The 21,681-nt window shown below is 34.6% G+C and carries 24 protein-coding genes and 1 riboswitch; of the genes, 7 read left to right on the top strand and 17 right to left on the bottom strand.

Translation table 11 applies throughout. The annotated features are described in order from the left end of the window. Positions 1–15: 15 nt before the first annotated feature. From AN161_RS03360 to AN161_RS28490, 3 genes are all read right to left on the bottom strand, one after another. Positions 16–198, bottom strand: coding sequence for a hypothetical protein (locus AN161_RS03360; RefSeq protein WP_053593021.1), 183 nt, complete (start codon positions 196–198; stop codon positions 16–18). A 61-nt stretch (positions 199–259) separates the two neighbouring features. Then, entirely contained in the window at positions 260–382 is a 123-nt protein-coding gene (locus AN161_RS30920; RefSeq protein ID WP_277815919.1) for a hypothetical protein, read from the bottom strand. A 29-nt stretch (positions 383–411) separates the two neighbouring features. Next, positions 412–603: riboswitch (cobalamin riboswitch) on the bottom strand. Positions 604–1,557: 954 nt separating this feature from the next. Further along, positions 1,558–1,746 carry a hypothetical protein gene (locus AN161_RS28490; protein ID WP_143114590.1) on the bottom strand — a complete coding sequence of 63 codons (189 nt, stop codon included), beginning with the start codon at positions 1,744–1,746 and terminating at the stop codon, positions 1,558–1,560. A gap of 857 nt (positions 1,747–2,603) precedes the next feature. Between AN161_RS28490 and AN161_RS27300 the strand changes: the two genes are divergently transcribed. Next, complete coding sequence (locus AN161_RS27300; protein WP_075807161.1) at positions 2,604–2,765, top strand: YjcZ family sporulation protein; 162 nt, start codon at positions 2,604–2,606, stop codon at positions 2,763–2,765. 380 nt (positions 2,766–3,145) lie between these two features. On the opposite strand, the gene AN161_RS29390 is transcribed toward AN161_RS27300, so the two are convergent. Further along, positions 3,146–3,286 carry a hypothetical protein gene (locus AN161_RS29390; RefSeq protein WP_158002961.1) on the bottom strand — a complete coding sequence of 47 codons (141 nt, stop codon included), beginning with the start codon at positions 3,284–3,286 and terminating at the stop codon, positions 3,146–3,148. Between the two features lie 375 nt (positions 3,287–3,661). On the opposite strand from AN161_RS29390, the gene AN161_RS03350 reads away from it, so the two are divergent. Both AN161_RS03350 and AN161_RS03345 read left to right on the top strand, forming a co-directional pair. After that, on the top strand, positions 3,662–4,024 hold the full coding sequence (locus tag AN161_RS03350; RefSeq protein ID WP_053592962.1) for a VOC family protein: 363 nt from the start codon (positions 3,662–3,664) through the stop codon (positions 4,022–4,024). A 515-nt stretch (positions 4,025–4,539) separates the two neighbouring features. Beyond that, the gene (locus AN161_RS03345; RefSeq protein ID WP_075807160.1) at positions 4,540–5,472 is read left to right on the top strand and encodes an NlpC/P60 family protein; all 933 of its coding nucleotides are present in this window, start codon (positions 4,540–4,542) and stop codon (positions 5,470–5,472) included. A 115-nt stretch (positions 5,473–5,587) separates the two neighbouring features. Here AN161_RS03345 and murF (AN161_RS03340) read toward each other — a convergent pair whose 3' ends face one another. Both murF (AN161_RS03340) and murF (AN161_RS03335) read right to left on the bottom strand, forming a co-directional pair. Continuing rightward, on the bottom strand, positions 5,588–6,973 hold the full coding sequence (gene murF, locus AN161_RS03340; RefSeq protein ID WP_053592961.1) for a UDP-N-acetylmuramoyl-tripeptide--D-alanyl-D-alanine ligase: 1,386 nt from the start codon (positions 6,971–6,973) through the stop codon (positions 5,588–5,590). Positions 6,974–7,121: 148 nt separating this feature from the next. After that, entirely contained in the window at positions 7,122–8,516 is a 1,395-nt protein-coding gene (murF, locus tag AN161_RS03335) for a UDP-N-acetylmuramoyl-tripeptide--D-alanyl-D-alanine ligase (protein ID WP_053592960.1), read from the bottom strand. Between the two features lie 149 nt (positions 8,517–8,665). Here murF (AN161_RS03335) and AN161_RS03330 point away from each other — a divergent pair, with 149 nt between their 5' ends. After that, positions 8,666–9,871 (top strand): ATP-grasp domain-containing protein, encoded by a 1,206-nt coding sequence (locus tag AN161_RS03330; protein WP_053593020.1) that lies wholly within the window; start codon positions 8,666–8,668, stop codon positions 9,869–9,871. 109 nt (positions 9,872–9,980) lie between these two features. Here the strand turns inward: AN161_RS03330 and AN161_RS27295 are convergent, their stop codons facing one another. Together AN161_RS27295 and AN161_RS03320 are read right to left on the bottom strand one after the other, a co-directional pair. Further along, positions 9,981–12,299 (bottom strand): YheC/YheD family protein, encoded by a 2,319-nt coding sequence (locus AN161_RS27295; RefSeq protein WP_143114588.1) that lies wholly within the window; start codon positions 12,297–12,299, stop codon positions 9,981–9,983. Positions 12,300–12,455: 156 nt separating this feature from the next. After that, a complete protein-coding gene (locus tag AN161_RS03320; RefSeq protein WP_053592959.1) occupies positions 12,456–12,887 on the bottom strand; it encodes a hypothetical protein in 432 nt (143 codons plus the stop codon). Between the two features lie 362 nt (positions 12,888–13,249). Between AN161_RS03320 and AN161_RS03315 the strand changes: the two genes are divergently transcribed. Together AN161_RS03315 and AN161_RS03310 are read left to right on the top strand one after the other, a co-directional pair. Beyond that, positions 13,250–13,564, top strand: a complete 315-nt coding sequence (locus tag AN161_RS03315) for a sigma factor (protein ID WP_053592958.1) — start codon at positions 13,250–13,252, stop codon at positions 13,562–13,564. 114 nt (positions 13,565–13,678) lie between these two features. Beyond that, positions 13,679–14,044 (top strand): hypothetical protein, encoded by a 366-nt coding sequence (locus AN161_RS03310; protein ID WP_053592957.1) that lies wholly within the window; start codon positions 13,679–13,681, stop codon positions 14,042–14,044. 174 nt (positions 14,045–14,218) lie between these two features. On the opposite strand, the gene AN161_RS03305 is transcribed toward AN161_RS03310, so the two are convergent. The 8 genes from AN161_RS03305 to AN161_RS03275 form a co-directional block, all read right to left on the bottom strand. Next, positions 14,219–14,554, bottom strand: coding sequence for a multidrug efflux SMR transporter (locus tag AN161_RS03305; protein ID WP_053592956.1), 336 nt, complete (start codon positions 14,552–14,554; stop codon positions 14,219–14,221). A 14-nt stretch (positions 14,555–14,568) separates the two neighbouring features. Further along, positions 14,569–14,895 (bottom strand): multidrug efflux SMR transporter, encoded by a 327-nt coding sequence (locus tag AN161_RS03300; RefSeq protein ID WP_053592955.1) that lies wholly within the window; start codon positions 14,893–14,895, stop codon positions 14,569–14,571. Beyond that, positions 14,892–15,056, bottom strand: a complete 165-nt coding sequence (locus AN161_RS29380) for a hypothetical protein (protein ID WP_201406689.1) — start codon at positions 15,054–15,056, stop codon at positions 14,892–14,894. The genes AN161_RS03300 and AN161_RS29380 overlap by 4 nt, the downstream gene beginning before the upstream one ends. Before the next feature lie 26 nt (positions 15,057–15,082). After that, positions 15,083–15,328, bottom strand: coding sequence for a hypothetical protein (locus tag AN161_RS03295; protein ID WP_053592954.1), 246 nt, complete (start codon positions 15,326–15,328; stop codon positions 15,083–15,085). 182 nt (positions 15,329–15,510) lie between these two features. Further along, entirely contained in the window at positions 15,511–15,723 is a 213-nt protein-coding gene (locus tag AN161_RS03290) for a helix-turn-helix transcriptional regulator (RefSeq protein ID WP_053592953.1), read from the bottom strand. Between the two features lie 11 nt (positions 15,724–15,734). Continuing rightward, positions 15,735–16,382, bottom strand: coding sequence for a DUF2975 domain-containing protein (locus AN161_RS03285; protein WP_241774485.1), 648 nt, complete (start codon positions 16,380–16,382; stop codon positions 15,735–15,737). 335 nt (positions 16,383–16,717) lie between these two features. After that, on the bottom strand, positions 16,718–18,232 hold the full coding sequence (gene opuFB / locus AN161_RS03280; RefSeq protein WP_053592951.1) for an osmoprotectant update ABC transporter permease/substrate-binding subunit OpuFB: 1,515 nt from the start codon (positions 18,230–18,232) through the stop codon (positions 16,718–16,720). After that, positions 18,225–19,190 carry an ABC transporter ATP-binding protein gene (locus AN161_RS03275; RefSeq protein ID WP_053592950.1) on the bottom strand — a complete coding sequence of 322 codons (966 nt, stop codon included), beginning with the start codon at positions 19,188–19,190 and terminating at the stop codon, positions 18,225–18,227. Before AN161_RS03275 ends, opuFB begins: the two co-directional genes overlap by 8 nt. A gap of 842 nt (positions 19,191–20,032) precedes the next feature. Between AN161_RS03275 and AN161_RS03270 the strand changes: the two genes are divergently transcribed. Further along, positions 20,033–20,722 carry a glucosaminidase domain-containing protein gene (locus AN161_RS03270; protein WP_241774484.1) on the top strand — a complete coding sequence of 230 codons (690 nt, stop codon included), beginning with the start codon at positions 20,033–20,035 and terminating at the stop codon, positions 20,720–20,722. A 284-nt stretch (positions 20,723–21,006) separates the two neighbouring features. Here the strand turns inward: AN161_RS03270 and AN161_RS28110 are convergent, their stop codons facing one another. After that, complete coding sequence (locus tag AN161_RS28110; RefSeq protein ID WP_053592948.1) at positions 21,007–21,573, bottom strand: hypothetical protein; 567 nt, start codon at positions 21,571–21,573, stop codon at positions 21,007–21,009. Positions 21,574–21,681: the final 108 nt, after the last annotated feature.

Genomic DNA, 21,681 nt, shown 5'->3' with positions numbered 1-21,681 from the left:
GATTATAGTTTCACTTTATCCAATTAGTTCTTTCATCACATTCGTATACGCCGTTAAAATATCATTTTTATGAACAGCATCCTGCCCTACATACTGTTCAACTAATTCTCTTAATGTTTGAGAAGCACTTGTATACTGCGTTTCCATGATTTCAAATTTTAACAGACTTTCATAATACTCGATTACTTGTGGATTCATGTGTAACACTCCTTCATTTTTAGCATAAAAAAACATCTTTCCCTCTACAGAAAGATGTCTGTTATGACAAATACACGACATAATACGGTGATTGCCATGGCGAAAAAAGCTTTCTATTAATAATAGAAGCTACCTTTGTAGCAATCATCGTACTATGAGCATGCAGGAGAATTTCTCTAGTCACACTCAACACCCCCTATCCTCGTAGGTTTTTTGGTTGTACTAGATAAAGGCAGGTCTCCTGGCTTATGTTCATCACACCTTTCACCTTCCCATTACAATGCGTAACAGTGGTCTTTTGAAACGTGCTCCCATTTACAGTTGCGGGACAGCGTCGGATTTGCACCGATCTTCCCTTTTAAACAAATCGAATTTATGATTTGTACCTCTATCTTATTATTCCGTTTTTATTATTATACCATAAAGGTTTGTGTACACGGACACTATCCTAATAGATTACTAATATCTATTGTAATGGAGTTAATTTTTTAAAAAGTCAATTTAGTCATTCTAGTAACTTGATATTACTTTTTCATTTTTTTACAAAACAAAAAAGAGGAAATCTTCCTTCATAAAAAAAGACTACAGCAAAATACTGTAGCCCTTCCGCTACCTTCCACAGTAGCTTTTTTCATTTTCTCGTCTCGAAAAGAAGTTAAAAAGTGGATATAGATAAATATTACCATATATATTTTAAACTTTAAATACAGAAGAAAATACGGAAGAATGTTACAGTGATTAATAATCCTCAGTAGCTTTCACAACAGCCATATACCCTTGACCTCGTTTATAACCCTTACTAGGTATTTTCGCTACAATTTTCATATCAACATTTCCATCTAATAATGCTTGATAAACTTTGTCAAATGAATTATCTCTATGAAAGTATACATACCACGAATCAGAATATCCACCATCAACAGATGTTAATCATGGATAGTTAATGAATAAGCTTCTAAGATATTTAGACACGCTCGCCTCGTTTTTTCTTAACCGAGATGTGTGTTTGTTGCTCCTCACACATTCTTCTCAAATCAATATTTGTAAATATGTTACACTTTAACGAATAACTGATTATTCTTTAACTAAAGAAAAGGGCAGTAATTTAAGACTACAACAATAAGGTGGGACAAACGATGGGAGTATGGATAGGTCAAATAGTAATTTTCCTTATATTATTAACTATGATTTATGGGGTTTATTATGCTATTCGATTAACTATCTCTATTGTAAAAAAATATAAAGATGATATTTAAATCAATGGTGCAATTTTGACATAGCCATCAAGATAGGACTTGCGTGTATGATTGCTTTTCAAATGCGCAAGTCCTTTTGTTCTACTGTACTCTACTTACAGCATTAGTCTGTAACAGGAGGGAGTAAATCGACCTGTGCGAGCCAAATAGGTGCAATTGGAACGATTTCCTCATCAGTCACAATGGCAACATCATTGAAGACTTCAAACAGTTCCTCACAATGTTCAAAATACATATCAGCTAAAGGTTCTCTATGCTCCATAACAATTGCTTTGAGTTGCTTCTTCTCCATATCAACCTCCTTGCCATCACCAAATCCCTCTTTCAATGCAATTATTTGTATATTGTTTTGATGAATTACCAGTTGAAGGGTTTTTGGCACTTTATGGCGTGAAATATACAATCGAACCGAAATATCCTCCCATTCGTAACAGTCGTCTTTATCCCAGTAGCGCATGTCTACGATGGTACGTATACCTTCGTCTAGTTCGTTATAAAGGTCTTCCACAGTCTTTATGGTGCGCTTTAAATTTTGGTAGTAAGCATCATAGCTTTCTTAGCTGTATTTTCGGAAAACGTATTACTACGACCACCAACCATTTCTCCGCCTTGGTTATGTGGAGGCAACAACTCCCATTCACGATTTTTTAATTTCTTCTTATATTGTTCATATTCAATCCAATATTTCTCGATGTTCTATATTTCGCTATGCGATAACGTAGGCGTGTGCAAGCACCTACCTTGTTTGTTAATTTACTTAAAAGTAAGCTACAGTGTCGTAATTCGCTATAGCTTTTATTTTTAATATATTTCACAGACTAGTCACTATTCAAAATAACTTTGACTTCATAATAATAGTAATGTAAAGCCATTATCCTCCTTTTGTTTTAAGGGTCACTCCAATCCCAAGTGACCTTTTTTATTGTCTTGATCCCACAAAAACTCAACTTGATTAATTATTTTTCAAATTTCTAAAGTAAGGGAAGTATTGATTAGAGCAATTTCGCCTTGGCGTAATTTCGTCTGGAGACTTTATCCTCATTCATCTCACCACCTGCAGAGGTGGGAGTCTTCTGCTGAATGAAGATAAATACCTCCTCTCTTTTCTACAGCTAACATATTATATATTGTAGAAAGGAGGGATTTTTTATGGGATACTATGGAAATATAGGTAACTTTAACAATTGTTATTCCTGTGGCTGTGACGGTGGCTATAGGCGTGGCCCTGGTTCATCATTCGCTCTACTCGTTGTTCTATTCATCCTTCTAATTATTATCGGCGCTACTTTCATAAATAGAGAACACTGTTAACATTTCAATACTAATAATCTTCACGCCTTTAACACCTCTCTTATGAAAAAGGGTCACTCCCATCCTGGTGACCCTTTTAATTGTTTCTTTCGTCAAAATGTTCCGCAACAAATTTAAGGATTGTATCGAATAACGGATAAATTTGTACTTCTAACTTTTCTAATTGTTATCTTTACTCGCGGTACTCTTGGATATATACAGAACAGCAATATGTTACTTGTTAAAGTTAAAATAAGACTTTCCTTCAACTGGTTAAGAACAAAAAATAAGAATGAAACTTGAAGCATGAATAGTTGATTGAAAAATACAATGATGCGGCATTTTACATAGTAAATCGGAACAACAAATAAACTTAAATATTTACAAAATCATTTCTCCTTTTAATTAAGATCAAGAAGGCAATATGCCACATCTTGATCTTTAATAATTTCAGGATACTCTTTTGCTAATTTACCATCTATTTTCGAAAATCTATTCAGCATTTCGCCTTTTCTCCCCACTGCTTCGACTAAATGGGGCAATACTTTTTTATCCTTGAAGAACCTTTCCTCATGATGCTGCTTGTATTTTAGCTATTCCACTCATTTGGGTAGTAACAATACCTATAAAAAAATATAGGACACAGAGCGATTACTGGTCGCAATCTGCATTGCATTACCCGGAATGCTTATCGATGCAATCGTATTATTATTTTTTGACAACATTTTCCTGAATTTATCGGCTGATTTAGACCGTTTTTTTGCCTCATGGCTGTTAAGGGCTTACTCCTTAATATTCATTACTAGTTTTGTTAAGGCTTCATTCGTGAAGAAAAAAACTATTCATTCGTCAATTTGAAGGATTTGGCATTATTATTCTAGAAGTAAGTATCGATCTGAATTAAAGGAGTTGAAAAAATGGTTATAGGCTTACATCACGTTCAAATAACAATTCCAAAAGGTGAAGAAGAAAAAGGGAAACAATTTTACTGTCAAGTATTAGGACTAAAAGAAGTTGAAAAGCCAGATTCACTTAAAGGACGAGGTGGATTTTGGTTACAAATCGGCAATAAAGAGGTACATGTAGGGACAGAAGATGGCTTTGATAGATTAACGACAAAGGCTCATATTGCCTACCAAGTTGAAAATATAGAACAGTGGAAAAAGGCATTAGCCGAACATCATATAGAAATTTTCGACGCAGTTCCTATTCCTCATTTTGAACGCTTTGAATTTAGAGATCCGTTCGGTAATAGAGTGGAGATGATTCAGGAAATTTAAAAAGGTCCTCTACAAATTTAGAAACAGTTGAATAGAAGTTAATTTCTATTCAACTGTCATGCTGTAAAAAAATTTTTTGTGAAATAAAGTATAAATCTTCGGCAAATCAACTTATCCACATGACCGACGTTTTAACAAAATGTCATCCAACTTTTTAATTTTATCGGAACACTTTTACGTTTTATCGCCCAACTTTTCAGTTTTATCGACTAACTTTCGCGTTTTATCACCCAACCTATGAATTTTATCGACATCTGCCTTCCACTGCTTTGAAAGGATTGTACTGCCTCTCTGACCTTTCATTTCTACAAACACTTCACCCAACTGAAACATTTGTAATAAAACTGTAAATTAAGGCGATGAAGCCTTTTATATCAGGTGTTTACAGCGATTTCCCATTCGTCATGGTAACATTTACCTCAAAGAAGCCCTACTTTTTCATGCTACGATTAATTCCAGTGGAAATCCAAAACAGGATTAAACTTAGCAAATAGCTTCAGGAGGAATTTAACAACATGAATAAACGATTTTTAACAACAACATTAGCATTGACGATAGGTTTTAGCACAGTGGGGATGGTACAACCAACTATTCACCCTATAGAAGTAGAGGCAGCAACAACAAATGCCCTGAATAACGCACAAGCAGTTAATGCGAAAGCAGATCAACTAATTCAAACTGGGAAAAGCTTAATTGGTAAGGCGACATACAGCAATACAACATACAAGGCTACATATCCTTATAAATTTTCTTGTGCATCATTTATAATGTATATTTTCGAGAAAAATGGTGTCGACCTTGCGACTTATAATGAAGATTATATGATACAACAAGGAACACCCGTTAACAGAAATCAATTACAAAAAGGTGATTTACTTTTCTTTAAGAGTAAAAAAACAGGAACAGATCCTGATCATGTGGGCATGTATATTGGCAACAACAAAATGATTCACATGGCTGATACGAAGCAAAATATCGTTATTTCGGATCTAAACGGTAAACCATATTATACAGATAATTATGTAGGTGCCCGTAGAGTATTACCTACATTACTTTCAGCTAATCCTGCAACAAAAGGCGATAAAATTGTTGAAAACGCCTTTAATTATAAAAATAAAGTAACTATGAGCTCTACAAATAATGAAGCAAGTCTTCGCTTTACAGCGCCAGGATATGTAGACTTTATCTATCGTAAGAGTGGAATTAAACTTGGTACAACCAATTTAAAGGAACAAATGAATGTTGGCACAACGGTTTCACGTGCCAATTTAAAAAAGGGTGATTTAGTGTTCTTCAATAGTGTTAAAGGCTCTAAAAACCCTTCACTAGTAGCTATTTATGCAGGAGATCATCGTCTTATCATTCCAAGCTCTAGTGGTATTACTACAAGAGTACTAATGGTTGACTATTATAAAGAGCATTATATTACAGCAAAACGTGTTTTTTAAGAAAGTTTACTAGAATCATTTCAAACACTTCAAATTTGAGATGACCAACAGAATTACATGTTTTATAGAGTATATAGAAAAAAGAAGCTTTCCTTAAAGGAAGCTTCTTTTTCTATTATTTATTTTTTAACTGATTTGCAAAATCAATCATAGATTTGCTAGACATCGGACCTTTAATAAGTACAATGGTTTCACTATCAAGCTTAGGCTTTAGTACATCTAAAACGCCTATAACGTCTTGAAAAATATGAACGTCTGCCTTCGTACCTTCTTTCAACGCTTGATTCGCTATATTTTCTGCTCTTTTACCAATAGTAATAAGCGTATCAACATTTCTTTCCGCGACCAATGTGCCAATCTCTCGATGATATTTTTCTTCGAAACTACCTAATCGCTTAATGTCACCTAAAATAACAATTACTTTTTTCCCTTTTCCAATCGTATCTAAAACCTTTAGTGCTGCTTCAACAGAAGTCGGGTTATTTGTCCATGTATCATCTACTATCGTACTTTCACCGATGCCTGTAGAAATCTCTAAGTGCCGTGCCATCGCTTTGAACGTTTTTAATTGCGAAATAGCGACAGCAATGGAAAGTCCCATTTCCTTTACCGCAGCTATAGCCGCTAATGCATTATATACTTGGTGCTCTCCGTATCCTGGAACAAATACATTGTACTGGACATTTGACACTTTTAGTACAAATTTCATGCCACCTTTTGCGAATTGGATATTCGTAGCTTGATAATCTGAATTTTCGTGAACGCCAAAGGTAATGATCTTCCCTTTAAATTTATGCAAGGGGATCTTTTTAGTGTTTTCATCATCACCATTAATGATTAACGTGCCATCTTTTTTTATTCCTTCTAAAATTTCTGCCTTTGCTTTTATATAACCATCAAGGTTTATACATCCGTCTAAATGATGGACACCGATATTCGTAATAATACCAATCGTCGGCTGATAGATCATACATTGGTGTTTAATATTCCCTATATTCCCCAAACCTAATTCAAAGATAGCTGCTTTTGTTTTCTGATCGATCCCAGTCAAATACGGTAGGGATTGCCGTGGCTCATTTTTACTGCTTACAGATGCTTGAACATTCCATTCCTTACTAGCTATGTGTTTAATCATCTCTTTTGTTGTCGTTTTACCACATGTTCCGGTCAAAGCAACGACTGGTATTTGAAATAGATTTCTGTAATATTCAATGAATTTCCAATAGGCCTGCACAATACTCTTAACGCGAATAACGGTGGTATTCTTCAGCGATTTTTTCAATTCTTCTGATGATTTATCCGAAATGACTAGAGATGGGCCTTTTCGATCTATCTCTTGCCAGTTGATTGTATCACTTTTACTAACAAACATAAGTGTATGATTTTGTGTCAGTTCATGTCGGTTATAATAAATTGCATGCTTTACAGACCAGAGTTCAGAACCGCTTATTAATTCTCCATGCAATAATTTTCTTATATCGCTAACTCTTATATGTTGCAAGTTAACTACGCCCCCTTTCTATAAAGTATATTTCTGTATAAATGCGTTAATATATGACCATGCTTCTGCATTTCTTAGCAATTGGCTATTGGCATGCTCAATCTAGTAAATGATGAAAAATAACATTTATTTAGGTGAAAAGAAGAATCTATTCAGAAGTAGATGATTTTTTTATTTTTAAATCATCTGCCAACTTCGAAACTTCCTTACTGTACATATCTCCTTTAATGAAAAGAATAGTGTTTTCATCTACAATCTCATCTAACAATTTATAGACGCGCGTACTATTTTTAAAAATATAAACAGGTGAAGTAAGTCCTGCCTCAATGGCATGAAGCGCCATAATGCTTGCATGTTCCCCTATCGTAATGAGTACATCGACCCCAATTTCACTGATTAATTCTCCCGCTTGCTCGTGAATAATATATCCCCAAGACCCTAAATCTGTAATCGTCCCAATAACGGCAATCGTTTTCTTGCCTTCTCCGAGCGCATTCAAAACCTTTAATCCTGCCTCCAAAGAAGTGGTCGTAATATTCCATGTATCATCTATTAATATGGAATTATTGATGCCCTTAAATACTTGAAGCTGCTTATTCAATTTTTTGAATGATGGTAGTCGTTCAGCTGCCAATGAAATCGGCAAATCCATTTCATAAATAGCTGCAATCGCAGCAAGGGCATTATATACTTGGTGCTCGCCAAAACCTGGTACAAAGATTTCATAGAGTTTCTTCTTGTGATGGACGTTGAACAGCATACCATTTTCATGATAGCGAATATTACTTGCTCGAAAATCACAAGATTCATGCTTACCTACTTTAATGATACGTCCTTTAAACCTCGATAAATCTATTTTACTTGTGTTAATATCCTCAGCATTAAGGATTAACACGCCTGTGGGACTAATAATGTCCAACATTTCACCCTTTGCTTGGATATACCCCTCTAAAGTTTTACAATAATTTAAATGATGTTCCCCTATATTTGTAATAATCCCAATAGTCGGCTTAAAATATTCCCCCGCAAGTTTGATGTCTCCTGGTGAACCAACAGCAGTTTCAAAAACGGCCGCGTCGGTATCATCATCAATATTCATTAAATATTGCAAAGAAGCAGTTCTAGAGTTACTACTAAGTGGCGTGGATGCTACATTTTTGTCTGCAGAAAGTATATGTTTGATCATTTCCTTCGTCGTCGATTTACCAGAAGTACCAGTAATGGCTACGATAGGGATATCAAATTGATTGCGATAATAATTTACAAATTTCCAATATGCCTCATCTATATTATTTACTTTAATGATGATGATTTGCTCAGGTATTTCATATTGACTGTATAGTCTATCGGTTACAAGAACTATAGGATAAAATGGCTCTAAGTCTTTCCAGTTGACAATACGCTTACTCATAAAAAGTACGGTATTTGGTCTTTTCACTTGCTTTAGTCGATAAGCTCCATGTTGAATTAACACTTCCTCCGACCCTTGCACTAAATGGCCTGCAGTAATGACTGTTAAATTCTGCACCGTAAGAGGCTTCATATTATTTTCCCCTCCCTTCCACTCTAGTATATGTAACTTCTTAAAAGTTGCTTGGATGTACACGAGATACTTAACTAGAGGAAATCTATTTCTTCGCATATATATATAGTTGATTAAGCATCTAAGTAACAATAGAAGGAGTGATATACCTGAAAACGATTATATTTATCGGCACTAACAAATCTGGGTCAAGTCGCGAAGCAACAAAAGCAGCAGAAAAATTAGGTTATTTTACTGTACTTTTTACTAACAACGAAAAGCAAATACAGCAGAGAAAAGCCTACCCAGATATTCATAAAATGGTTCTTATTGATACTTCGAATATAGAAGACATGAAAGATGAGATTTATAATCTAATTAAATTCGGATTAGAAATAAAATCTATTGTTAGCTTTGTCGATCCTTTTGTCCATATTGCCTCAATTTTATGTGATGAATTTTGTGATAACTATACATCTTCAACAGCTATTGAAATGATGGAGGATAAAGAGAAAACTAGAAATTTTTTAAAGAATCAGCCTTACTCGCCTAAGTTTTTTCTTCTCAAGCCAAATGAGCCAGTCTCTAATAATTTCGAATTCCCACTTATTGTAAAATCTCCAAAATCAACAGGCTCTAAAGATGTTTTGTTAGCAAACGACTCAAGTGAACTGAACAAACACCTGAGCTATCTACGAAGCAAAAATCCTCGTGAAACACTTATGATTGAAGAATATATCGAAGGTCCGCAATATTTAGTAGAAGCACTTGTCTATAAACGACAAGCTAATGTCATCGGTATTATTGAACAAGAAATTACTCAAGGTAAACGTTTTATCATTACTGGATACGGTGTTCTCGTTAAAGCTCCAAAAGAAATTCAAAGTGGTCTTGAGGAAGTTCTCCAATCTATTGTAAAAGCGTTTAACATCGAAAATGCTGCTTTGCATTTAGAGCTTCGTTTAACAAAGAACGGCTGGAAACTTATCGAGATTAATCCGCGAATCTCAGGAGGAGCAATGAATACTATGCTTCACGCTGCTTTTGGATTTAATTTAGTGGAAGAAACACTTAAACTATTTTTAGGTGAACGCCCCGATATCAATCCAAAGAAACTAAAGTTTGTCTATACTAAATACATCATCGTTGAAAGTAAAGGTATTCTAGAAAAAGTTCTTGGAAGAAATAGAGCAACGAATTCACCAGGTGTTGTGGATGTATATGTGAAACCAAAAAGAGGGACATTGCTGACCCCTCCTTTATCGATGGGACATCGTTATGCTTATGTAATTGCGGAAGGCGCTACATTAGCTGAAGCTAAAAATAAAGCCATTAACGCCGCAAAAGAAATAAAATTCATTCTCAAAGTATCTTAGATTTAAAGTACTTTCTGAAAATGCTCTCATACGATGATTTATTTAGCTATAAAAAATATCCCGAATAATTGTCTCCTTTCAATAAGGTCAATTACTCGGGCTTTTTTATTTATTCTTGATATTTTTGATCTAAAAATTTAACCGTATCAAACATATTCGTTTTACTAGCACCCTTTACTAAAATGGTGTCGTTAGGTTTTATGACTTTCTCTAAGAGAGCATGCAATTTTTCCTTATCCAGGAAATGATAAATTTTAGAAGGATCCATCCCTTTTGCCTTCGCTGCCGCTCCCATTTCCTCCGTTCTAAAACCATAAGTGATGAATAAATCTATATCTTGCTCATAAATGTATTCACCCAATTTACGATATTCCTCTTCTCTCAAATCTCCTAATTCTCGCATTTGACCTATAATAGCAATTTTACGTTGCTTCGCTATATTTGTAAGAACGTCAATAGCAGCACGTACGCCCTGGGGATGAGAGTGAACAGTATCGTCAATAACTGTAATGTCATCACGACAGTTATAAATTGTTAATCTTCTAGGTGGTTTTTTGAAATTTAACCCTGCTTTAATATCTTCTGGACTAAACCCTAAATAATCTGCAACCGCAACTGCATTAAGTGCATTATAAACATGATGTTCTCCTAAAATTGGGATATACATAGCCATTTCCTGACCTTGCAGCTTTATTTTAAAGGTCATTCCGATATCTTTATATTGAATATCATAAGCTTTATAGTTCGCTGTGCTATGAATACCAACTGTTAAGATTTCCCCTTCAAACTGTTGTGTCTCTAAATATTTTGAATTCTCATCATCCTGATTCAGGATTAATAAACCGTTTTGGTCCATTCCATGTATTAATTCCGACTTTGCCTTGGCCACTCCTTTAATATCTCCATCAAAGTTGCCTACATGAGCTAAACCGATGTTTGTAATAATACTAATATTCGGTTGGATAATGCTACAATGGTTTGTTATGATACCTGGGTAAGCCATCCCGTACTCAAGTACAACAGCCTCATGCGAAGCATTAATTTCTTCTTTATGTTTTTTCGTATGCTCTGTTGTATTCCAATAATCTTTTGACTCAAAGATATTCCATTTTTCCGATAAAATAGAGGCAAGGAATGCTTTTGATGTCGTTTTTCCAGCACTGCCGGTAATCGCGATAATCGGTAAAGCCTTTTCTTCAGCTATATCTTTATTTTTCTTCCGTTGCGTAATTTCCCTTCTAACTTCAACTATTTCTTCATACTCCTCCTGTTGCGTAAATTCCATTTTAACTTCGGCTATTTCTTCATACTCCTCCTGTTGTGTAATTTCCCTTTTAACTTCGGCTATATCCTTATTTTTCTTATGTTGCCTAATTTCCTTTTTAACTTGTTCCTGGTTCTTAGCAAGGTACATTGCATACCTTATAGTATTAATGACCACATCTAATTCTAAATAAAAAGCAGGAGGACAACCTGGTCGCCAGTTCACTTCATACATCCAAATTTTTCTTTGCTCATCTAAGCCTACATCAATGCCAATTTCATCAATAACCTCTCCAAATTGTTCCATCTGAATTTCATCTAAATGGCGAGCCAGTGACAAAGAAAAATGCTCTAACATACGCCGAATATCATAAGCATCTTCTTTAAATTCCTGCTCTAGAAAAGGATCTAAATAATTCGTAAAACCACCATTGTTAATATTCGGTATAATCGAGCCATTTGGTGCAATCCGTGGATAAATTGTCGTTATAACCCATTTACCTTCACCGTCTTTTTGAACGTGAAGACGAAAATCATATATTTGACCGGATTTTGTTTTGGATTGGATATAAGGCTGCACGATAAAGGTGCCTGTAGTAAGTTGCCCTCTAATTAATTCATCTAGCTGTGACTTTGAACAAACAGTAGTTTCCCTATCCTTCCTTACCTCAAAGTTAGTCCTTCCTACTTTCGAAATAAAATAAATCCCTTTTCCCTTCCGGCCATCTATCGGTTTAAATACGACTTTTTTATAATAAGCCATAAAATTATGGAGTAAATCAACATTTTCCACAACCTCAGATGGAATTAAATACTTATCAAATTCCTTTGCTTCTTTAAGTCGTTTCATAACATTCCATTTATTCCCTATAGAGTAAGTTGTAAAAGGTATTTCCTTTTTCAATTTCTCAATAATGTCCTTTGATACCGATAATTTTTCGGGACTTCCTGCATTGTATATAACATCTGGGAAGGGCATCATTTTTTCATGCCAATCACCATTTTCATATACCTTTCCTCTAATGGAACGTTTATCAAAGTCAACGCTTTTTGGTGTGAAATAAAAAAATTGAGCGCCTTCTGCTTTTGCGACGGCCGCATATGCATATGACTTAATAACTGTTCTAGGATCTAGACGATGATGAAGCATTCCGATAATTGTCATCCACTAATCTCTTCCTTTCATAGGATTCTCTCACTAATAAATTCAGTCAATGAACATACATATAGACAGATGCTCTAAATATTATGTTATTTTAGCAGGTGTGTTGATTCACCATTTCAATCCAACAAATACCAATATTCCCCTATTAAAAATTCATCACCATTTGGGCTCAATGATGAATTTCCCTTTTAACATGTCAGGCTTTAATAACTGAATCGCAGATATACCTCTTAATTCAATGGATTTTTCTGTGGATGTTTTTTCTAACCTCACTACATCTGAAATTATATTCGTATCATGCCCTTCATAATCAAAAGCACGCAAAAGCGAAACAGTTCCTCGACAACGCTCCCTATCAATAGCCTCTATACGAAAAAACTCTGTTTCAAATTGCTTTACTGTATCCATTAATTTTAAATGACTGCCGTTATGTGTTATTAAAAAAAAGGGTATCGTATCACTTCCAACTATTTTCACGAGCAGCTGACCAAAATATTTAGAATGAAAATCCTTCATCACATCCTGGAGTGCTTTTATGTCGTAGAGTGCTTCACATAGAAAATGGTTTTTTCTGTTTTCACTATTCATTTCCCCAGCCCCTCCCAAGTCTTAATGAGTCATTCGTCAATTATTTTTTTAATTTATCCTCCATAAACGAGCAGTAAGACTCCTCTTCAAGATTTAAGTCAAACAAATTTTTGCCATTAACATTGAGGAAACCCCACTGATTGAAGTTTCACTTTATTCAACATCCTCTCGATATAATATGTAAAGACAAGAAATATGACGACTTTTTTCGTTTTACAAATAAAACTGGTCCTTTCGATTTAATATATATGCTTCAATAGAGAGAAAAGATTTACGCTATTCTTACGCCGTCTTCGAAAAAAGTAAAAGCAAAGGACATCGAGCAAAGCTCCTTCTTCGGGAAATTACGTTATATATCAATTATGCCTCGGCATAATTGCGTCGTTGCTATTTGGCAGAATGGCAAATTTTTCGATGAAGCGAAGGGATCTTTTAAAAATTGGATTGCGATTATCGCAAAATATAAAGCACTAGATCGAAGAAAAAAGTTACAACGTTATAATGAACGCTATATTTCAACAATGGAGTTCACAAATGCTGAGAGGACTAATTTAGAAGACGTAGAGGAGCTTTTAATACATTTATCTGCTGAAGACCAATTATTATTTTTAAAATATTATTTAGATAAAGTAAATTCCAAGAACATTGCGAAAGAATCCGAGAACTATCCAAGCTAACTCACTTATACAGAAGTAATTATCATTTTGCTGTAGTTTACTGAATACAAATAAATAAACATTCTTATTTACTTTTTTCTAAATCAGTCGTTAATTAGAAAGGAGGTTCGTTATGTGAGAATCATCAGTTATGCATTCATACTTTTAATTATATTGTTAATTCCCTATTTCCTTCTATATCATCAACTACCGAGTGAACTGTTACAGGTGGCTGCTATCATCACAGGCATGCATATAATAGCACTTTTCATTGTAAATTTTACGCATCCCCAATCTCGCAAAACAATATGCATGTATCAAACACTTTTTTCAATTTTATTATTCGCTCCTGTTTTCTATACGATGACAGTATTATTACACAATCCACAAAAAGAAATAATAATTAGATTTTTTATCGCTATTCCTATAAGCTATGTCATTTTATTTTTAACAGTTCTCTTCTCTACCACTTTTTATAAATTCAAAGATTCTACCAAATGAAGAAAACGTCCATTTTTTTGGGAGGGCACTGAAAAAGTCGATTTGCCACAAAAAATGTGATGCAAATCGACTTTTTTGAGTTTCTAAATCCAATAAAAGACAGATTTATAATATAAAAAATGAATTTCTTTAGTTTTTCAGTGCCCTTTTTTTTTGGACGTTTTCATTTTGGCGCTACGTTGTCGCATTATGTTGATCTCCATGATTTAGAAGAATAACACCACCAATAATCAGTGTAATTCCGATCGCTGAGTATAGATTAAAAATATCTCCCCATACAACGATTCCCACAATGACTGTTAATGCTGTGCCTACACCTGACCAAATAGCGTATGCCAGGCTCAATGGTAATGTTTTCAAGCATAGGGACAATGAATAAAACGAAATGCCATATCCTAATGCAACTGCAATAGACGGACCTAAAATTGTAAATGCTTCTGAAAACTTGAGCATTGTCGTTGCAAAGACCTCGCTGACAATAGATAACGTTAAAAATAAATAACCCTTCAATTACAAATTCCTCCTTAATGTCCCCCACCAGCAAGGTTAAGAACAACCACACCAACAATAATTAATAGAATGCCCATAAGCTTTTTTACATTGAATAATTCCTTATAAAAGACTATACCGATTATCGCTGTTAGTGCCGTTCCTACCCCTGCCCATATCGCATAAGCTGTGCCAATCGCTAAAGTTTGTAATGTTAAAGAAAGGAAATAAAAAGCTGTTCCATAACCAACCACTACACCTATTGAAGGTAGTAATCGTTTAAAGCCATTTGTAAGTTTCAGCATCGAGCTCGCGAAAACTTCTGAGATAATTGAAATAAATAAAAAACCAAAAGTACTCATGTATGATAGTCCTTCCTTGTCATTTGCAATAATTGTTCAAAGGCACCTTCTGTTGCTTCATTAGAAATCGGTGCGATATTTAATAGTCTAGAATAATACAACCCATCAATCGTTAACCGAATCAAATGAACAGTGGGTAACTCCAATCCATCCTGAAACAACTCTTCTAGTAATCAATCATAAGCTGTTAAGATGGATGATGGTCATTTTGCATAATTTGAATCGCAATATTTAAGGATGCGCCATTCGCAAGATCTTTTGGAGAAGCAAAAATAAATGCTCTCGTTAATCTCCCTTTCCCTTGCTCTTGGCTTGTTAGGGGTTCATAGGATTGTATAACCTCGCTCAAAATCGTTTCAGCTATTGCTGATTGAAGGGCATCCTCAACTTCACCTTGGCGTAATTGCGTCCGGATTTTGAATTGTGCCTGCACAATTCATTCCTTTCAAAATCCGTGACATCTGCATTCATCTCACCACCTGCAGAGGTGATAGTCTTCTGCTGAATGAAGATAAAAGCATAAAAAACCGTCTGGACGGCCTTTTTTATTGTATAGTTCATATTTCACATCATCAATTTTTGAGACCCGAATAGCATTCACTCTTCGGGCCTCCACTATTCTTCATCCTCTATATACTCTAAAATATCTCCAGGTTGACAGCCCAATGCTTTACATATCGCATTTAACGTAGAAAAACGCACGGCTCGAACCTTTCCTGTTTTTAAGTTGGATAGATTGACTATCGACACATCTACCTTTTCTGCTAGCTCACTTAGCTGCATTTTTCGATCAGCAAGCATTCGATCTAATCGAATAATGATTGTCATTTTTTCACTTCCTAAGCTGTTGCATCATATTCATCTTGTAAAAACGCGCCGTATCGGAATACACGGGCTATCGTCCAAATAACTAATCCACACAATAATAATGTCCAATTAATTCCAGTGAAGTGAAAGCTTAATCCTTTTATCAATCCTGTTCCTACTAACAGCTCACCTAATTTAAATTGTTCAATAACTGTATAGGCAATGTACGTTCGGAATGCATCTACTGTCAAGCTTAATACAACTACAGCGTAAGCAATCCACTCCATTTTTCTACTATTCGTTCCTGAAAAAATAATTCCTTTACTTAAATTACTTAACAGACCTCTTACTTGGACAACGATCAATAGTAATAATCCTATGTATATTGTAGCAGTAAATAATAATTTCACGACATTCATTTTTGTATATTGAATATCCTTCGCTACCTTATCTGCCAATTCAATTTCCATCCCCTCTAACTGAACGGAAGCTGTTATATTACCCTGTGATAAAAAATTATTTACTTGATTTTCTGGTATACAAATTGCCCCAACAAATAATATACCTATCAGTGTAAGGCCAAAAATCATCAACACCATAATGATTGTAAAGATTGTACGTAACCCTTTTGTTAAAAATCGAAACTCTTTACTTTGAATTCTTTGTTCCACTCCAAGCATCCCCTCTCTTATTGTTAATTATACATTTCATTTTATCTTTTTCAATAATTAATTAATGTTTATCATTAAATAATTATTGTTTTCATGTTATAACTTTGTAAGGGATGATTGAATTTTTTGAATGCATTTAGAGTTATCCTGCAAGTGAATCAAAATGGATTAGAGCTTAGAGATCTTTCTATAACAGTATAAAACAAGCCCTCTCAAAACAATTTGAAAGGGCCTCTACAAAATTTCTATTTATTTCGGTAATGTAAACGTTGCTTTTTTACCTAAAAAAATAGCTAGAGAAAAGATAAACATCTCTTTTCTAGCTACTTGTTTCACAGTATTTTTTACAGTAGTCCTGCCTTTATTAAATATTCACGTGCCACATCTGCTATATTTTTGCCTTCTACATTTACTTGATAATTCATTTCGCGCATCTCATCATCTGTGATTTGATTGGCCAGCTTGTTTAAGGCTTTTTCGATTTCGGGATATTTATCTAGCGTCTCTTTCCTTAATAAAGGGGCTCCTTGATAAGGTGGAAATAGTTGCTGATCATCTTCCAAAACTTTCAATTTATATTGACGTATTTCACTATCTGTTGAATAAGCATCTAATAATTCTATATTTCCTGATTCGATAGCCTGATATCTAAGCTTTGGCTCCATTGTTGTTAAATTAGAAAGTGTAATACCGTAACGCTTTTGAATGCCCAAATAACCATCTTCTCGATCATTAAATTCCAATGTGAAGCCAGCTTTTATAGTTTCTTGAATAAGCTTAATGTCAGAAATTGATTGTAAATGATAGGTTTCAGCCATTTCCTTTGATACTGCCAATGCATACGTATTGTTATATTTCATCGGACTTAACATAACCATTCCGAATTGCTCCATCATTCCTTCTTTTGCCTGATTATAAACATCCTTCTGATTATTATTGATAGCTTCCTCTTTTAAAAACTCAGAAATTGCCGTCCCAGTAAATTCTGGATAAATATCAACACTACCAGATTTTAGCGCATTAAATACAAAGGAAGTCTTTCCAAGTCCAGGTTTTAATTGCACCTTTAAGTCGGTTTCATCCTCAATAAGCAATTTATACATATTAATAAGAATCTCAGGCTCAGAGCCAAGCTTCCCTGCAATGACAATTTCTTCTTTCTCTTTAAAGTTGAGTAGCGGTAGGATTATCATTAATAATGCCACAACACTTATAGAGCTTAATGCTATAATCGTTTTTCTAAAGGAAAGTGATTCTAGCTTTTTCAGTAAGTAGTCGAACAGTAATGCTAAAATCGCCGCTGGAACAGCCCCTAAAATAATTAAGGCTGTATTATTTCGGTCGATACCAAGCAAAATGATATCCCCTAATCCTCCAGCTCCGATTAATGCTGCTAAAGTTGCCGTTCCAACGATTAATACCATCGCAGTTCTAATACCCGCCATCATAACAGGCATAGCAAGGGGCAATTCTACCTTCATTAATCGCTTACGAGTATTCATCCCCATGGCCATCGCTGCCTCTTTTAAAGATGGGTCCACCTCGTTTATCCCAGTAAATGTATTGCGTAAAATCGGAAGAAGTGCATAAACAACTAAGGCAATAATAGCAGGTACTTTTCCGATGCCAAACAACGGAATTAATAACCCTAATAGCGCTAATGAAGGAATCGTTTGTAACACTGCGCTAATACCAATAATACTTTCTGCTATTTTCTTTTTATTCGTTAAATAGATTCCTAGAGGAATAGCAATTACTACTGCAAGAAATAGCGCAATGAAGGAAATTTGAATATGCTCTAATAATGATGCCAATAGCTGGCCTTTTCGTTCGCTAAAAACGTCAAAAAAATTAGCCATTTACATTACCTCTTTCTATGGAATCATGCGCTAAATATTGAAGCATTGATGCTCTTGTGACAATGCCAATTATTTTTCCGTTATCTTCCACACCTAAACATTCATGATGAGCTAATTTTTGAAGAATAGTTTGTAAAGAATCCTTAGTAGAAATGGTATCCTCTAGATTTTTTTGATCACCTTCACTAGCAATTGGCTCGATTACAGCTTGGATATGGAAAGTATTCATTCCATGCTCTTTTACTCCAATAAATTCTCGAACGAAATTATTAACAGGATTTTGTATGAGTTCATGAGGCGTACCAATTTGTACAATCTCTCCATCCTTCATTACACATATTCGATCACCTAATTTTAAAGCCTCTTGCATATCATGCGAAACAAAGACGATCGTTTTTTGTATGGCTCGCTGAAGCTCAAGAAGATCATCTTGTAATTTTGTGCGGCTAATCGGATCTAATGCACTAAAAGGCTCATCCATTAGAATGATTTCGGGATCTGCTGCTAAAGCACGAATAACACCGACCCTTTGTTGTTCACCACCAGAAAGCTCTTTTGGTTTGCGTTGACTATACTTATCTGGTTCAAGACCAACCATATCTAATAACTCACGTACTCGTTGCTGAATTTGCTGCTTACTCCATTTCTTCAATTCAGGTACAACAGCTATATTTTCTTCAATCGTCATATGGGGAAAGAGCGCAATTTGCTGAAGTACATAGCCGATATTCCATCGCAATTCATGAATGTTGTAATCACTAATTCTTTTACCGTTAATTCGAATAGTTCCTTCCGTTAAATGAATTAATCGATTAATCATCTTTAATAATGTTGTTTTTCCACATCCACTAGGTCCAATAAGAACAAAGAATTCTCCCTTATTTATCTCCAGATTAATAGCATTCACTGCGACTTGATCATTTACATATTTTTTTGTGACATTTTCAAAAGTTATCATTGTATAAGCTCCTTTAGTCATGCTTTTACGTAAACTATTGTTCTTCTTCATTTCATATACGTGAAGCATAGTAAATATAGAACTAAGCATTTTTTCAAAGTGATTTCATATTACTATTTAATTTACTCAGGTGTGTTGATTAACCATTTTTATCCATCCAAATTAATTAGAAGGCTCTGATTTCCGCTACGGGCTACTCGCTTTCCTGCGGGAGTCGAGTAGCCCTACGCTACAATCAGTTAAAATGGACATATATTAGCAAAGTATCAACAAAAAAATCCTTTTATCACTCAATAATAAACCTATATTTTCCTAATCAACACGCTTGTAATTCACTAACAAAAGTCATTTCAAACTTATTTTTTGGCTTCTACATCAAATGTTGGGTGAGGCACAATTCTTAAGGTTCCCAAAAAACACTCCGGCGACTGCCCCTTTCTTTATGAAGCTCTATCCGTCGTATAATTGTTTTTGAGTAACACTAAAAATAGTAGGCAATAAAGATTTCCTTTCAAAATTAATAGCTTTTTAAAGGTAATAATACCATTCCAAGGAACTGTTGCAACTATATTTTAAGGGGTTTTTCATTTCTCAAATATACCGATAAATGAGGAACTAAATATGAGCTTTATTCGTTCTATGAATTATGTACTCTATAAAAAATAATCTTGACTTTATTTCTATTTATGTCTCTGTAATAATTAGAAATATATGAACTTTGTTATCGAAAAGAAAGGAGGGAGATGTTGTAATCTACCAACATCGATGAAACAGTGAAATACCTAATAAATTTTTTAAAAGGTCTTATAATTACAATAATTGTTATCTGTGTTTCATTTTTTATGGTGACACAACTTTTCAATACTAATGAAACGAAAGAGACTGTAGTTGTCGATAATCGTCCTAGTATTGAAGAGTTTATAGGCTCCATTGCTGAAATTGCTCGGAAACTCGGTGCCGAAAATGACTTATACGCATCGATTATCATTGCGCAAGCCGTTTTAGAAAGTGAGCATGGTCAAAGTGGCCTTGGCTCTGCACCTAATAACAATTTATTTGGCATGAAAGGTAATTATAAAAATAACTCCGTAACTTTGGAAACATTTGAGGATGATGGTTCAGGTAATATGACAACGGTGATGGCTGAATTCCGTAAATACCCTTCTTATGAGGCATCCATGCAAGATTATGTTAAATTAATGCGTCAAGGGGTTTCTTGGAACAAAGATTTCTATGTGGGTGTTTATAAAAGCAATACGAAGTCCTATACAGATGCTACGAAGTTTTTAACAGGCTCCTATGCTACAGATTCATCATACAATGAAAAGCTTAATTCACTAATTGCAAAGTATGATTTACAACAATATGACAGCCCTGTCAAAGATAAAAAAACAATTACCGTAGCTGATGGCGACTCTCTTATGCATATTGCAGAGGCCCATAACGTTAAAGTTACATCCATTAAACAATGGAATCAGCTTCGATCTGATAGACTTGAAGCCGGTCAACAATTAAATATTTATCAATATTAATGTAAAAAATCTCCATGTGCAATTTAACATGGAGATTTTTTTATATTAAATCAGATGTGTTTATTAACCATTTTTATCCATCCTGATTAATTAGAAGGCTCTGATTTCCGCTACGGCTACTCGCTTTCCCGCGGGAGTCGAGTAACCCGTAGCTACAATCAGTTAAAATAGGCTTACATTAGCAAAATATCAACAAAAAAATCTTTTTATCACGCAATAATAAACCTATATTTACCTAATCAACACGCTTGCTATTAAACAGCAATTTTTTTAATCTATTATTACTAACTTGTTAATCTATGAATAACTATTTCTATATCAAAGACGCGTTTGTTTAAAACGTAAGTTCTATCTTCTACCTGCTGAGCAATTTTTTCAGTAAACTCACCTAAATGTTCGACAATGTTTTTCTGAAGCTCAGCTTGTCCAATTTTAAGTTCATGTACATTATCCTTAAGTACGTGTACATCACTCTTAAGTTCATGCACATCACTCTTAAGTTCATGCACATCACCCTTAAGTACGTGTACATCACTCTTAAGTTCATGCACATCACTCTTAAGTTCATGTACATCACCCTTAAGTTCATGCACATCACCCTTAAGTACGTGTACATCACTTTTAAGTTCATGCACATCACTCTTAAGTTCATGTACATCACTCTTAAGTTCGTAGACATCATTTTCAATTTTATCAAAGCGCTGTTCAATACCGTCAAAACGTTCGTTCATTCCAACCAATTGATGATCAATAGACTCAAAGCGTTTGTCCATTCCATCTAGTCGTTGATGGAATGGTGCCAATTCTTCTTTTAACACGGAACGTAACAACTCTTTTAATTCCAGATTCAATACATACCCTCCAATCCTCTAAATTTTGATTTCATTATAGCATAATGAAAATAGGTTATCTCTATCAATAATTTCCCGATTCATCTCAAAAATTGAAAAAGCCTAGTC

The sequence above is a fragment of the Lysinibacillus sp. FJAT-14222 genome, assembly GCF_001278875.1.
Classification (GTDB): domain Bacteria; phylum Bacillota; class Bacilli; order Bacillales_A; family Planococcaceae; genus Lysinibacillus; species Lysinibacillus agricola.
This window is presented reverse-complemented; position numbering and strand designations above follow the sequence as displayed.

Bases quoted from the DNA above. Each gene is read 5' to 3' on its own strand.
- AN161_RS03360 (WP_053593021.1), bottom strand. From the start codon at position 198: ATGAATCCACAAGTAATCGAGTATTATGAAAGTCTGTTAAAATTTGAA.
- AN161_RS28490 (WP_143114590.1), bottom strand. From the start codon at position 1,746: ATGGAGAAGAAGCAACTCAAAGCAATTGTTATGGAGCATAGAGAACCT.
- AN161_RS27300 (WP_075807161.1), top strand. From the start codon at position 2,604: ATGGGATACTATGGAAATATAGGTAACTTTAACAATTGTTATTCCTGT.
- AN161_RS03350 (WP_053592962.1), top strand. From the start codon at position 3,662: ATGGTTATAGGCTTACATCACGTTCAAATAACAATTCCAAAAGGTGAA.
- AN161_RS03345 (WP_075807160.1), top strand. From the start codon at position 4,540: ATGAATAAACGATTTTTAACAACAACATTAGCATTGACGATAGGTTTT.
- murF (WP_053592960.1), bottom strand. From the start codon at position 8,516: ATGAAGCCTCTTACGGTGCAGAATTTAACAGTCATTACTGCAGGCCAT.
- AN161_RS27295 (WP_143114588.1), bottom strand. From the start codon at position 12,299: ATGACAATTATCGGAATGCTTCATCATCGTCTAGATCCTAGAACAGTT.
- AN161_RS03320 (WP_053592959.1), bottom strand. From the start codon at position 12,887: ATGAATAGTGAAAACAGAAAAAACCATTTTCTATGTGAAGCACTCTAC.
- AN161_RS03315 (WP_053592958.1), top strand. From the start codon at position 13,250: ATGCCTCGGCATAATTGCGTCGTTGCTATTTGGCAGAATGGCAAATTT.
- AN161_RS03300 (WP_053592955.1), bottom strand. From the start codon at position 14,895: ATGAGTACTTTTGGTTTTTTATTTATTTCAATTATCTCAGAAGTTTTC.
- AN161_RS03290 (WP_053592953.1), bottom strand. From the start codon at position 15,723: ATGACAATCATTATTCGATTAGATCGAATGCTTGCTGATCGAAAAATG.
- AN161_RS03285 (WP_241774485.1), bottom strand. From the start codon at position 16,382: ATGCTTGGAGTGGAACAAAGAATTCAAAGTAAAGAGTTTCGATTTTTA.
- opuFB (WP_053592951.1), bottom strand. From the start codon at position 18,232: ATGGCTAATTTTTTTGACGTTTTTAGCGAACGAAAAGGCCAGCTATTG.
- AN161_RS03275 (WP_053592950.1), bottom strand. From the start codon at position 19,190: ATGATAACTTTTGAAAATGTCACAAAAAAATATGTAAATGATCAAGTC.
- AN161_RS03270 (WP_241774484.1), top strand. From the start codon at position 20,033: ATGGTGACACAACTTTTCAATACTAATGAAACGAAAGAGACTGTAGTT.